The sequence below is a fragment of the Chrysosporum bergii ANA360D genome (assembly GCF_029891735.1).
Lineage (GTDB): Bacteria > Cyanobacteriota > Cyanobacteriia > Cyanobacteriales > Nostocaceae > Umezakia > Umezakia bergii.
This window is the reverse complement of record NZ_JANQDH010000116.1, coordinates 19788-33414: the sequence shown is the minus strand read 5'-3', so window position 1 is coordinate 33414 and position 13627 is coordinate 19788. Positions and strand designations below refer to the sequence as shown.

12 protein-coding genes and 1 pseudogene are annotated in these 13627 nt (G+C 42.6%); 8 read left to right on the top strand and 5 right to left on the bottom strand.

Going from position 1 to position 13627, the window contains the following annotated elements; translation table 11 throughout:
- Positions 1 to 224: 224 nt before the first annotated feature.
- Positions 225 to 1331 (top strand): peptidylprolyl isomerase, encoded by a 1107-nt coding sequence (locus NWP17_RS16725; RefSeq protein WP_280656006.1) that lies wholly within the window; start codon positions 225 to 227, stop codon positions 1329 to 1331.
- Between the two features lie 101 nt (positions 1332 to 1432).
- Positions 1433 to 2455 (top strand): thiamine-phosphate kinase, encoded by a 1023-nt coding sequence (gene thiL, locus NWP17_RS16720; RefSeq protein WP_280656005.1) that lies wholly within the window; start codon positions 1433 to 1435, stop codon positions 2453 to 2455.
- A 25-nt stretch (positions 2456 to 2480) separates the two neighbouring features.
- Here thiL and NWP17_RS16715 read toward each other — a convergent pair whose 3' ends face one another.
- Positions 2481 to 3494 (bottom strand): type I glyceraldehyde-3-phosphate dehydrogenase, encoded by a 1014-nt coding sequence (locus NWP17_RS16715; protein WP_280656004.1) that lies wholly within the window; start codon positions 3492 to 3494, stop codon positions 2481 to 2483.
- A gap of 119 nt (positions 3495 to 3613) precedes the next feature.
- Positions 3614 to 4243 (bottom strand): annotated as a pseudogene (locus NWP17_RS16710) (nucleotidyl transferase family protein).
- A 408-nt stretch (positions 4244 to 4651) separates the two neighbouring features.
- Here NWP17_RS16710 and murC point away from each other — a divergent pair.
- From murC to NWP17_RS16690, 4 genes are all read left to right on the top strand, one after another.
- Positions 4652 to 6100 (top strand): UDP-N-acetylmuramate--L-alanine ligase, encoded by a 1449-nt coding sequence (gene murC / locus NWP17_RS16705; RefSeq protein ID WP_280656003.1) that lies wholly within the window; start codon positions 4652 to 4654, stop codon positions 6098 to 6100.
- A 79-nt stretch (positions 6101 to 6179) separates the two neighbouring features.
- Positions 6180 to 7202, top strand: a complete 1023-nt coding sequence (murB, locus tag NWP17_RS16700; RefSeq protein ID WP_280656002.1) for a UDP-N-acetylmuramate dehydrogenase — start codon at positions 6180 to 6182, stop codon at positions 7200 to 7202.
- 132 nt (positions 7203 to 7334) lie between these two features.
- Complete coding sequence (locus NWP17_RS16695) at positions 7335 to 7682, top strand: YbaB/EbfC family nucleoid-associated protein (RefSeq protein ID WP_280656001.1); 348 nt, start codon at positions 7335 to 7337, stop codon at positions 7680 to 7682.
- Positions 7683 to 7707: 25 nt separating this feature from the next.
- Positions 7708 to 8193: a low molecular weight protein-tyrosine-phosphatase gene (locus NWP17_RS16690; RefSeq protein ID WP_280656000.1), complete on the top strand. Its 486-nt coding sequence runs from the start codon at positions 7708 to 7710 to the stop codon at positions 8191 to 8193.
- A 3-nt stretch (positions 8194 to 8196) separates the two neighbouring features.
- Here the strand turns inward: NWP17_RS16690 and NWP17_RS16685 are convergent, their stop codons facing one another.
- Positions 8197 to 8862 (bottom strand): response regulator transcription factor, encoded by a 666-nt coding sequence (locus tag NWP17_RS16685; protein WP_280655999.1) that lies wholly within the window; start codon positions 8860 to 8862, stop codon positions 8197 to 8199.
- A gap of 361 nt (positions 8863 to 9223) precedes the next feature.
- Between NWP17_RS16685 and smpB the strand changes: the two genes are divergently transcribed.
- Both smpB and NWP17_RS16675 read left to right on the top strand, forming a co-directional pair.
- Positions 9224 to 9691 carry an SsrA-binding protein SmpB gene (gene smpB, locus NWP17_RS16680; RefSeq protein ID WP_280655998.1) on the top strand — a complete coding sequence of 156 codons (468 nt, stop codon included), beginning with the start codon at positions 9224 to 9226 and terminating at the stop codon, positions 9689 to 9691.
- A gap of 280 nt (positions 9692 to 9971) precedes the next feature.
- Positions 9972 to 10247 carry a WGxxGxxG family protein gene (locus tag NWP17_RS16675; protein ID WP_280655997.1) on the top strand — a complete coding sequence of 92 codons (276 nt, stop codon included), beginning with the start codon at positions 9972 to 9974 and terminating at the stop codon, positions 10245 to 10247.
- Positions 10248 to 10461: 214 nt separating this feature from the next.
- Here the strand turns inward: NWP17_RS16675 and NWP17_RS16670 are convergent, their stop codons facing one another.
- A complete protein-coding gene (locus NWP17_RS16670; protein ID WP_280655996.1) occupies positions 10462 to 11874 on the bottom strand; it encodes an IctB family putative bicarbonate transporter in 1413 nt (470 codons plus the stop codon).
- A 91-nt stretch (positions 11875 to 11965) separates the two neighbouring features.
- Positions 11966 to 13492: a GAF domain-containing sensor histidine kinase gene (locus NWP17_RS16665; protein WP_280655995.1), complete on the bottom strand. Its 1527-nt coding sequence runs from the start codon at positions 13490 to 13492 to the stop codon at positions 11966 to 11968.
- Positions 13493 to 13627 lie beyond the last annotated feature (135 nt).

The following is a 13627-nucleotide window of genomic DNA, read 5'->3' as shown; positions in this document are numbered from 1 at the left end:
TTGGAAGACAATCGGCATATATTGTACCCTTCAAAAGTGGTAATTAGTCATTAATCATCAAGTAATTAGTCAAGTCATGGGGAAGTGGGGACTAGAAGGGTACTGGAACTAGTTTTTTCATCCCCGATGTAAAATCCCCCATTACTGAGTACTCGTACTGTGGGAAGATGATTGATGGGTTAAGCCTAGCCAACAATTCGATGTTGCATTTGAATTATTCCACCATGTTTAAGATATTAAAATCTTGGCTGAAGAACAGCCTAATGACAATATTGTTAGTAACAATATTTTTAGGCATAAGTACAGCCGCTTGGAGTCCTAGTAGTCAAGCTGCCTTGCCATCTAGAAATCCTATTACTGAAGGCAAAGCCTTATTAAGGTATGCACTCCCCATAGACAATAAACCAGTTAGAGAACTGCAAGCCAGCTTAGAAGATATATCCACCCAACTGCGGGCTAATCGGCGCTGGCGTGCTATCTCTAGCGATTTGAAAAAGGCATCACGCATTCTCAGTCAATCTAGCAAAATCCTAGCAAGCGTTCCCCCAGAACGCCAACCTCAAGCCCAAGCCTGGATCAATGAATTGCAATCCGGTGTGGATTCACTCCAAGAAATCGTAAAACTCAAAGACAAAGAACAAATTCTACAAGGCAGAAACCAACTGCTGGATCTGGTCACCGAATTAGAAGAGTCAATGGTGACAGAATACCCCTTTGAAGTACCTGCTGAGTATAGTAACCTACCTCAACTCAAAGGTCGAGCTACAATAGCTTTTGCAACTAATAAAGGCAATCTGACTGTGGTGGTAGATGGTTATAGCGCCCCTGTCACAGCAGGTAACTTTGTGGATTTAGTGCAACGAGGTTTTTATAACGGACTAGAGTTTACCCGTGCTGAAGAATCTTACGTGCTGCAAACCGGAGACCCACAAGGAAAGGAAGTAGGTTTTATTGATCCAAACACTAACCAATACCGTGCCATTCCTTTAGAAATCTTAGTGGAAGGGGACAGGGAACCCACCTATGGCATCACTCTGGAACAAGCCGGGCGGTATCTGGATATGCCCGTTCTGCCTTTTTCTTCCTTTGGTGCCTTGGCAATGGCTCGCCCTGAAAGCGAAGTTAATGGAGGTTCCTCTCAATTTTTCTTTTTCTTGTTTGAACCAGAACTCACTCCTGCGGGACGAAACTTGCTAGATGGTCGCTATGCTGTTTTTGGCTATCTCATTGATGGTAGAGAAGTTTTGGATCAGCTCAAACAAGGTGACACAATTAAAACAGCAGCCGTCATCGAGGGCATAGAAAACTTAGTTCAGCCCCAAGAAACATAGAAAACTACCGAGTGTAAATAGGAAAATTCGAGGAGTTGTTAATTACTGCTCCTCTTTTCTTGACCAATGACCAATGACTAATCACCAATGACTAATGACTAATGACCAAAGTTAAAGATATTGGCGAACAAGGCATTTTAGCAACATTACAGCGTTTCTGTCCCCCGGAAATAATTGGCGATGATGCAGCAGTACTATCAACCACACCTGATCATTCTTTAGTAGTGACAACAGATGTACTGGTTGATGGCGTGCATTTTAGTGATGTCACTACATCTCCAGAAGATGCTGGCTGGCGGGCTGTATCTGCCAATTTATCCGATTTGGCGGCCATGGGGGCTGTTCCCATAGGAATTACCGTCGGGTTGGGACTACCAGGGGAACTTATGGTCAGTTGGGTTGAGCGTTTATATCAGGGAATAACAGAATGCCTCCAGAAATACAATACCTCAATTGTGGGCGGTGACATCGTGCGATCGCCCGTCACCACTGTGGCCATTACTGCCTTTGGTCAAGTCCAGCCCCAGAGAATTATCCGTCGCTCTGTGGCTCAAGTAGGTGATGCCATCGTAGTTACAGGTGTTCACGGAGCATCCCACGCCGGCTTACAATTACTCCTGCATCCAGAATTAAGGCAAAACCTCAGCGACCCAGAACAAAAAACCCTGATCAAAGCACACCAGCGCCCCCTACCCAGATTAGATGTTTTACCCATACTCTGGCAAATTGTCCAATCTTACCCTTTATCTCCTCATCGGTTTATAGCCGGCATGGACAGCAGTGACGGTTTAGCGGATGCTATTTTGCAAATTTGCCGCGCCAGTGGTGTTGGCGCTGTCCTAGAAACAGAGCAAATTCCCTTACCAGCAACATTTCACCACTGGCTAACACCAGAACAAGCCCTGGAATATGGTCTTTACGGTGGTGAAGACTTTGAATTAGTACTGTGCCTACCAGAAATTTTAGCTAATACTTTAGTGTCAAAAGTGTCAAAACTAGGACACAGTGCCGCTATAGTCGGAACTATTACCACAGGTTCCCAAGTAATACTATGCCATCAAGATAAAAAACTCCCCGACCAAGTTTTAAGTCTCAGCCGGGGATTTCAACATTTTACTCAATAGCTTACAAATGATTGATTACTAATCACTAAACCCACTTTTCGGCTACTAGTTCTGCCAAATCTAGAACTCTTTGGCTATAACCCCACTCATTGTCATACCAAGCCATAACTTTCACCAAGTCATTACCCATAACCATAGTTAAGCTGGCATCAACAATTGAAGAAGCATCAGTACCTTGATAATCAGAAGACACTAACTGTAGTTCGCTGTAGTCCAAAATGCCCTTTAATGAAGTTTGAGAGGCATCTTTAAGAGCTTGATTCACTTCTTCAGTAATAGTGGGGTTCTCAACCTGAACTACGAAATCCACCATGGAAACGTTGGGCGTAGGTACACGCAAAGCCACACCATTCAACTTACCTTTGAGTTCTGGAATCACCAGAGCCACTGCTTTTGCTGCACCGGTGGAAGTAGGAACAATGTTAATAGCAGCTGCCCGCGCCCGGCGCAAATCTCGGTGAGAAGCATCTAGCAAGCGCTGGTCACCAGTGTAGCTGTGGGTGGTGGTCATCGTGCCTTTGATGATTTTGAATTTATCGTTCAACACTTTGGCTATGGGAGCCAAGCAGTTGGTAGTACAGCTGGCGTTACTGATGATGTGGTGCTGGTTGTGATCATAGTCATGATGATTCACACCCATGACAAAAGTACCATCTTCGTTTTTACCAGGAGCTGTGATCAGAACTTTTTTAGCTCCAGCATTCAAATGCTTCTGTGACCCTTCTCTGCTGGTGAATACGCCTGTTGCCTCGATAATGAGGTCAATTCCCCACTCTTTCCAGGGCAAGTTTTCCGGGTTGCGATCTGATACACATTTAATGGTCTTACCATTCACGCTGATAGAGTTATCATCGGCTGTAATGTGGACATCCTTTAACTTCCCCAGCATTGAGTCATACTTGAGGAGATGAGCATTAGTTCTAGGATCTGATGTGTCATTGACAGCCACAAGCTCAATTTTGCTATTTTCTCTGCCTACCCAGCAGCGTGCAAAATTACGTCCAATACGCCCAAAACCATTGATTGCGACTCTAATCACAGTGTCTTCCCCTCTGTATTTATGCCTATAAATTGATATCTTTGACCCCAATCATATCGCAAAGGGGGGAGTATTAATAAACATGATTGCTAATATCGAGCAAAAAAACATAATCAATACTATTCAGGTTTACCTGAGTAAAGGTTGTGAGTGGTGATGTAGGATCTTACCGATGGTGTAACTAGATGGCCAATTGACTGGGCTTCGCGGCAAAGTTTAGGAATCAGACTTGACGAAATTCCTACTAAGGGTATATTCAATAATTGCCAGTGAAAAGTGAATGACTCCTGTTTTAGGAGTTGGTCTACTTGTTGGCAGATGACCTCGCTTTGAGTTATGGTTTCATCACCTAACAGTCCTGGTGCAATTAACCAAGCACACATTTGTGCTAGTTCCAGTCCAGGCTACTAACGGGGTAGGGTTTTAGATGTATCCAAACTCACAATTCAGTACCAGTTATTATTTCCATAACAACTAGACAAGTATATCCATGTATTGACAGCATAGGAGGTCTCAGATCGTTTTGCTTTTACTAAGGAAACCAGTTATATGAAACAAGGGGGTTTTCTACTGTAGCTAATTGCAGCATCTCCCAGCGATGCTTAAACAAGGCCGCTTTTTTATGTATGAGGAGGGTTTAGTGATGGTAGCTAAATGATTTTTGCCCCCGCTACTTGAGACAACGCTGTTTGGGCTAGTAGTAAGTGTCCCCAATGAACGGAATAAAATGTGTCACCAAAGATTCCTATGTGCTGCGTTTAGTCATGCCTAAACTGGATTTAGTTTCCATTGGGCTTGGATAAAACAAAAATACTATGATGCTGAATTTTTGCCTGAGCTTAATTTAGTTTCCAGGTAGTTACACTACCTATGTATAACTGTTACCAACAGCATTTAGGAATTGGAAAAGATGTATTGGCAAATACAACATTTTCTATCCCGATGGGGCACAAACTTCCAGAATAGTCTTTATAACAGTTTAGAAATAGCAAAAAACTCTAACCAGGGTAAAATCATTCTCAATCAGCAAGACAACAGAGGAAAATAATCCAAACATTGAGTATAAACAAGATGCAAGCGCAGTTACGGTAAAAACAAATTCCTGTTATGATACGCGTGTCATTTCTGATTATGGTGTGGTGTAAGAGGACTAATCAATGAGTAATTATGTAGATTTTAATGGCAGACCATTTCATTTTATTGGAATTGGTGGCATAGGTATGTCTGCCCTAGCATACGTTCTAGCCAAGCGTCAAATGCCAGTATCAGGTTCTGATCTTCGCCCAAGTCATATTACGCGAAAGTTGGAGTCCATCGGTACACATATTTTTGGTAAACAAGAAGCAAGTAATTTACAATTCTTTCGCTCTCGTGAATTGTTCACCTCACCAGAAATACTAGCCAATCCTGTCCGGTCAACACTGCCTCAAGTGGTTTGCTCAACAGCAATTAATGCCAACAATTTGGAATACAAAGCAGCTCTGGAATTAGGATGTCCAATTTTACATCGTTCTGATGTACTAGCTGCCTTAATTTCAGATTACTATAGTATTGCAGTGGCCGGAACCCATGGCAAAACTACAACCAGTAGCATGATTGGCTATATGCTGTTAGAAGCTGGTTTAGACCCCACAATTCTGGTAGGTGGTGAAGTAGATGCTTGGCAAGGAAATGCTCGATTAGGGCAAAGCAAGTATTTGGTAGCTGAAGCAGATGAATCAGATGGTTCTCTGGTGAAACACGCTCCCGATATTGGCATTATTACTAATATAGAACTTGACCATCCTGATCACTACGAAACATTGGAAGAGGTAGTGAACATCTTTCAAAAATTTGCAGATGGTTGTAAAACTCTGGTAGCTTGCATTGATTGTGACACAGTACGCCAGCGATTTAAACCAACAATTAGTTACAGTCTCCACCCAGAGACCGGTGCAGATTACACTGTTACTAATATTGACTATCGTGCTGATGGTAGCACAGCCTTAGTTTGGGAAAAAGGTAAGGCCTTGGGAGTGTTAAATTTGCGGTTGCTCAGTCGCCATAATCTCAGCAATGCTCTAGCTGCTGTGGCTGTGGGTCGAGCTTTGGGCTTGGAATTTGGCATAATTGCCAAGAGTATTGCCACTTTTGAAGGGGCGAGACGACGCTTTGAGTTTCGCGGAGAAGTTGGTGGTATTACCTTCATTGATGATTACGCCCACCACCCTAGTGAAATTCGCGCTACTCTTGCTGCTGCACGCCTCCAAGCCAAACCAGGGCAAAGAGTGGTGGCGATTTTCCAACCCCATCGCTACAGTCGCACACTCACCTTTTTAAAAGAATTTGCCCAGTCATTTACTCATGCTGATTTAGTTGTAATAACGGATATTTACAGCGCCGGAGAGGCTAATTTGGGGCAAATTAGCGGTGAAGACCTGGCAGGAGAAATAGCTAAACTGCAAGCACAAGTGATTTATCAACCAAATCTGCTCTTAATGAGTGATTTATTACGGCAAAAGCTGCTTCCTGGAGATTTAGCTCTATTTCTAGGTGCTGGGAATTTAAATCAGGTGATTCCTGAAGTAATTGCTACACTTTGCCAACCTGCCATAGCTACATCCTAGAAAAAGCAGGAGTTTACCTGTTTCTCTTGCCGTGTTTTTACGGCATTTAAAAGTCAAAATTTCACAAGCTTACGTCAAGATGAAAATATCCCAGGCAGTGGAAAATGTCTGCACAATTTTTGCTTCAACAACACAGAAGCAGAACCCAGAAAAATCAAGTGTTAGTAAAATAATTTACTTAAAAGACACTGATTGTACTATTAAGTCACAAGCTTCCCTATCTGCATTTACCTCTTATAGGGTTGGGGGATCTGCGGAATGGTACGTTGCGCCTCGGAATTTGGAAGCATTACAAGCTAGTGTGGAATACGCAAAAGAACAAGGATTACCTGTAACAATACTAGGAGCCGGTTCTAACCTGTTAGTAAGCGATCGCGGTTTACCAGGCTTAGTCATTTCCACTCGTCATCTGCGCCATAACAACTTTGATCCCCAAACAGGTCAATTAACTGTGGCTGCGGGAGAATCAATTCCTGGATTAGCATGGGAAGCAGCAAAGTTAGGTTGGCAGGGATTAGAATGGGCTGTGGGTATACCGGGAACTGTTGGGGGTGCTGTAGTTATGAATGCTGGAGCGCATAACAGCTGTATTGCAGATATGTTAGTTAGCGCCCGTGTACTTTCCCCTGATGGGACTTTAGAAACTCTCACCCCTACCCAGATAGGTTATGGCTATAGGACTTCATCACTGCAAAGTGGCGATTCCTCTACACATGGGGGTTGCCAACGGATTGTTACCCAAGCCACTTTTCAACTCCAACCAGGTATAGATCCTGCACAAGTTTTGGCTGTCACCAAGCAACATAAACAGCATCGACTCGCTACCCAGCCCTACAATTTCCCTAGCTGTGGTAGTGTGTTTCGTAATCCTGCCCCTTATGCCGCCGGGTGGCTAATTGAACAAACAGGTTTAAAAGGATACCAAATTGGTGGCGCTCAAGTGGCATTATTACATGCTAATTTTATCGTCAATCGAGGTGGAGCCAAGGCCAACGACATCTTCTGTCTGATTCGTTATATTCAGCAGCAAGTAAAAGAACGGTGGTCTATTTACTTACAGCCAGAAGTAAAAATGATGGGTGAATTTCAGGCTGCTGGTTAAGGTGAAAAAAATATGGGGACTGAGTAATCCGCAATCCCCAGAATTAATTATTGGCCATCCAAGAGGCAAATTACCAACCCCATCTATAATTGAATTTGATTTGTTATTCAACGCACACGCGAACCATCAGTTATGACAGGAAAAGGACAAGGATTCGGTTTTGGCCTAGGAAAAATGAAGGAACTAGCCGATGCCTTCAAAAAGGCCCAGCAAGTTCAAGAAGGCGCTAAACTTCTTCAAGAAGAATTGGAGCAAATGGAGATCGAGGGAGAATCGGGTGGTGGACTGGTTAAGGTAATTGTCAGTGGTAATCAAGAACCCAAGCGGGTGGAAATTGCCCCAGATGCTTTAAACCAAGGCGCAGAATTACTCTCTGACCTGGTGACAGCAGCAATGAAAGATGCCTATATCAAGTCCACAGCAACAATGCGGGCAAAGATGGAAGAGTTAACCAGTGGTCTGGAAATACCTGGGATGTAGCTTTAATGTACTAAGTAAGATATTTATGCCTTATAAGCTGCTGTTTGTCTGTCTGGGGAACATTTGCCGTTCCCCATCGGCAGAAAACATTATGAATCATCTCATTGACCAGGCTGGGTTGAGCGATCGCATTTTCTGTGAGTCTGCTGGTACGTCTAATTATCATATTGGTAGCCCACCCGATAGACGTATGAGTGCTGCTGCTCTGGCCAAGTTGGGAATTAAACTGCGTGGTCAGGGTCGGCAGTTGCAAAAATTAGACCTTCAAGACTTTGATATGATTTTGGCAATGGATCAAGAAAATTATGTTGACATACTTTCTCTTGATCCCACTGGGGAATTTCATGACAAGGTTTACTTAATGTGTAAATTTTGCACGCGGCACACCCTCAAGGAAGTTCCAGACCCCTATTATGGGGAAGTAGAGGGTTTTAATCAAGTGATAGATTTACTTGTTGATGCCTGTGAAGGTCTACTAGCATACATTGCCACTCAGAAACTAAAAGTGTAGCACCTATTCCACCAGCCCATGCTTAATGGCAAAACGCACCAGCTCCGCTCGGTTGCTGGTGGCAGTTTTTCTTAACAGACTGCTCACATACTTTTCTACCGTCCTCGGACTTAAGTGCAGTTGATGTCCTATATCAACATTAGAAAAACCATGAGTCAAAAGTTCTAAAACTTCTCGTTCCCTGGTGGTCAAGGATGCCAACAGATGGGATACAGTATTTGGCAGTTCCACCTGTTTGCTGGATACTAAACCGCCCAAGCTCTCTGGATGAGAACAACGGTACTCAGATTGAATAATGTGCGATCGCTCCAGAAGATTACGAATTGCGGCGGCTAACTCTTCTAATTCAAAAGGCTTAGGCAAGTACAAATCGCAACCCGACTGATAGCCTAAAATTCTTTCCTGGGTTTTGGTGCGTGCTGTTAATAAAATTACGGGTAATAACCGGAATCCCGGTTGTTGACGTACCCGACGTACCAGTTCATAGCCATTCATTCGTGGCATAATAATGTCAGTAACGATCAAATCAGGATGGTAGTGATCTACCATTGCCAAAGCTTCTTGACCGTCATTGGCTGTAACCACAGAGTAGCCAGACAATTCCAGATAATCGCTAATAGATAGACGAGTGCCCAGATCGTCATCCACAACAAGAATAGTCAAGGGCATGGAAAATAGACCCCTAGCATTTTTTGATTCGGAAGTTTACTTACTTAATGAGAGATCATCTGTTTCATACTATGACAGGATTACCAGCAAATGACTGTATCAGGGTTAATTTGTGAAGAAAATATTAAAATCATGAGTAAGTATTGACAAATTGTAACGCAAAATTTACATAAGACACTCACAATAGTGTAAATTAATATTGAGCGTCCGTAATTTTTCTCCCAGTTCTCCACTGGCAAGCTCAAAGTTGATAACTGAAAAAAAAGCTAAATTAAAAGAGTATAGGATAACGCTGATATTGAGATCACATTCACAGCTATTCCCAACATTTTGGCATCACATTTAAAGCAAGCAAAGTTTAATGAGTGAAAAGAGCGAAAGTTACAAAGTTATTAGTGACAACCGTCAAGCCCGTTATTTATATGAAATTCTAGAAACTTTTGAAGCTGGAGTAGAGTTAACAGGAACAGAAGTCAAATCCATTCGCGCGGGTAAAGTCAACCTCCAAGATGGTTATGCTTTGATTCGCAATGGCGAAGCATGGCTGATCAACGTGCATATCTCTCCTTACAACGCTAGTGGTCAATATTTTAATCATGAACCAAGGCGCACAAGAAAATTGCTGCTACATCGCCAAGAAATTCGCAAATTAATTGGCAAAGTAGAACAGCAGGGGCTAACACTAGTACCTTTAAAAATGTACTTCAAACGAGGATGGGTAAAAGTGAGTATAGCCCTTGGCAAAGGTAAAAAAATACATGACAAACGGGAATCGCTGAAAAAACGGCAAGATCAACGTGAGATGCAACGGGCGATGAAAAATTATTAACCCTGAGCATATAGCGAATGTTGCCCAAGTGAGGTACATCATTAGTGGTCAAGACTTGTACTGAGCTTAGTCAAAGTATGCTCGCAATACAAGACAATCATTTACATTTGTATTTCACGTGTTTAAGAAATGCTATATCAAACTGGATGGAATCAAAATGAAAAGTATATCTTCAGTGTGACTTAAGATCATGCCTAGTTTATAGCCCCAGATTGATTTGCTTAACTGCAGGACTCGATACAGTGGTGGGTAACGTTGGAAGGGATGAGAGATTTTCACCATGACACGTAATTTCACCAAAGTAGTTGGTGCGGGCTTTCTCAGTTTGAGTATGGTAATGCTGCCTTTAACTCTACCTGTCAATGCCCAAGTCACCGATCCCAGAGTAGAAACTACACCGAGAACGACTGTTTACGAACAACGAGATTTTGACTGGGGTTGGTTAGGATTAATTGGTCTATTTGGTCTAGCAGGTTTAGCTGGTAGAAAGCGCGGCGATGAACCTACTCGTTATCGGGAGCCAACCACTCCTGGAGGTACAACCTACAGAGACTAAGCTATGGAAAATTAATTTTGAGTTATCCTCAAAACCGACAATCAGCCACGCCACGTTAAGTGAACAGAATTGAGAATGACCAAAAGAATGGGATTAGAAGCTCGTCCTTCTAGGTCGGTGAGTATGTCAATGACAAAAGTCGATTTTGCATTCAGGAGCCATAGCTCCTGAATTCTGCTGTTTTTTCCTGTAATTATCTTTAGCTTACTGTGGGTTATTCGTGACCACAAATAACATTATCAGTTTGGTTTAAAGTGATGGGTGTCCAGTAGCTGGCAATGATAGCCACCATCAACCACCACAGGCTATTGACTTCAGGGCGAAACCAAATAGTATCTACAATTCCGTGAGCCAGCATCCCCGCCACAGTAGCCAATGCTCCAATTAACCAAAATCCCTCAAGGTTTCTAGATTGTCGCCATCGTCGCAGTTGTGAAAATCCGCTATTGAACGTCACAATGATCAGCCAAAGAAAACAGGCTAGACCAATAAAACCAGTTTCCACAGCCACCTCTAAAAACAGCGAATAAGCACTCAAAGCCGTATAACGAGGACGTTGGTAGAGTGGGTAAATTTTATTAAAAGAATTGTGACCTGGACCAATACCAATCAGGGGGCGATCGCGGATCATTGCAAAAACAGCATCCCAAACATTTCTGCGAAAATTATTACTGCTATCTTGGCGATCTGCAAAAATACTCCAAACTCTCAGGCGCACTGGCTCCACAAATATTACTGCTAACAAGAGTAAGCCCGTCATAGTTGCCAAAATAATTGGTAGTGACCAAGTACGCCAAAAAGGAGGCATTTGCACACTCCACCAATAAACGAGCAACGCCATGGCAGTTAATACACCGACTACCAGACCAATCCAGCCACCACGACTAAAAGTCAGAATTAAACAAGCACCATTAGCAATAAACATAGTTAAGGCTAAAGCTTTTTTCATCCAGCCTTGCCAAGCAAAAATCGCTACTAAGCTTAAAACTACCGCTGGTAGAAGATATCCAGCCAATAAATTAGGATTACCCAAATAACTATAAACCCTAGTAGTTCTAGCAAGGGGAGATTGTGGGTCTACCCAAGTTGCTAGTGCTTTAGCGCCAAAAAACCATTGCCGCAATCCGTATACACTAACAATCAAAGATATATGTAAATACAGGGTAATCAGCCAGGATCGCAACCGAGGCCACCTCAACACCCTAGCGCAAAGGGCAAACAGTAATAGATAAAGGGTTAATACCACCAAATCTTGAAAAGCTGCTGGTTTCACTGGTGATAGTGCTGTGGAGATTACGGCAATTGCCCAGTAGAGTAAGACCAGTAAGTGAATAGGCGTAAATAACAGTTTATTTGCTGGTGCTGACTCATCGGATAAAGTCAACAGCAGCCAAAATCCCACACAGGCTAGTAACAATAGTCCTACTAAGCCACTGGATACAAAAGGGGCAAGAGCATAGACCAAGCTGAGTAAAGCAACTGCTATTGGGTCTCCCCATTGCATCAAAATGCTACTTTGCCGCCAAGGGTGTAATAGTCCCACCAAAAAACGGTGTAAGTAGCTGGTTGCTAAATATTCTTTGAGTGGTAAAGAAGATAAAGTAAATCGTTGCCAGACTAAATTCATAAACTCACTTTCTCATCAATTCGTACACCCGCCCACAAGTTAAATTGATCATAACCCTGCTCAAGTGTTGTTCCGCGCTTTTGGACTTTAATCACTCACTCATGACTTTTGAAGAAGTCGGCATCTGTAATGGCAAAGACAGTACATAGCGGTGTCCTGAGTCCCGTGAACCTTGAATAGCAATTTGTCCCCCGTGAAATTCTGCCAGCTGACAACTAAGTAGCAGACCCAAGCTTTCACGGGTCAAGTTACTATAATCTTCAGCTAGATCGTGATCAGAATTGATACGAGATTTATCTGCTGTTTCCCCCCCAACCACGGACATTTGTGAGTCCTCCTCATTGTCTCCATCACTGCTGTGGGTTGAAGCTTCGGCTGTGGGTTCCACTCTGGAGAAATAACTAAGATGAAAATAGGAGTCCACCTCAGTTATCCCATCTCCTAACCAGGGATGGAAAACCCAAACAGTAATATTCAGCTTGTTTTCCTGATAAGAAACATGAACACGGACAACACTACCTGTAGGGGAGAGTTGAATCACACTAAAAATTAAATTATGTAAGATTTGCCGCACTTTGTCTTTATCCAACAGCCAAATGCGGCTATACCCTGGTTCTATGGATAGGCGGATATTTTGCTCACGGCGGTTAGCTGCCTCTTTCAGAGTGTTAATAGCCTTTTGACATAACATATCAATATCTACAGGCGATAGATTGAGCCTTGAGGCATTTTTATCCAAGGACCCCAGTTCGGTAATTTCGTTGACTAAAGATAGTAAGTATTGACCACTATGTTGAATAATTTCCAGATATTCTTTTTGTTTCATTGTCAAAGGTCCATAAATCTCACGTCCCAACATACCGGACATACCAAGTACAGAAGTTAATGGTGTACGTAACTCTTGAGTGATTTTTCCTAAAAGTTCTAGTTTCATTTGCTGCGTAGAACTAGATTTTTTTTCTACCTCAGCTGGGGTAAGTTTAATGTCTAGTGCCTGATGATTGAGTGATGAAGTAGCAGCCTTCTCTGATTTACTTTCTTGTGGCTGTTTTTGCCTCACCATGCGTTTACACTCAAATTCACTCATACACCAACGAGCTATTATTTGTATAAATTGAATATCACGATTTGTAAATTTACGTGGCACTAAATCCATTACTGCCAATGCGCCCAAACAATTTCCCCCCGTATCAATTAGGGGCGCTCCTAAGTAAGCACGTATACCATAATCTTGTACCAACTTACTATTCCTCAGTAGTGAGTTTGAGGTTTTATGGGTATCGTTAATAACATAAACTTGATAGCTTTCTACCACATGGGTACAAAAGGATTCTTCACGTAATAACTGACGGTTTTGTGCCAGATGATTCATTAGTCCTAGCCTAGATAAACCCACGGCTGATTTGAACCAATGACGTTCTTGGTCTATAAATCCCAATATGGAGATTGGCGCTTCTAAAAAGTGGGCAGCAGTTTGAGTGGCTTCTTCAAAGACCGGAATGGTTTCTGGTTGTCGTAAACCTAATTCAGACAATGCTTCTAGGCGTTGTTTCTCTGTTACTTTCTGAGTAACCCAACTATCCTGGAAGCTAAACAATTTTTCTTCAGGGTCTACCATTGCCACTGCTACCTTGATCCTATCTCGTTTTTGTAAGTTACATAACCCCTGAGCCTGGGTTATGATTTTCTATTTTTAAGCATTCCCTAATTTGGGCGCTAATCAACAAACTCAGACCCAAAATGTGTCAGTCAT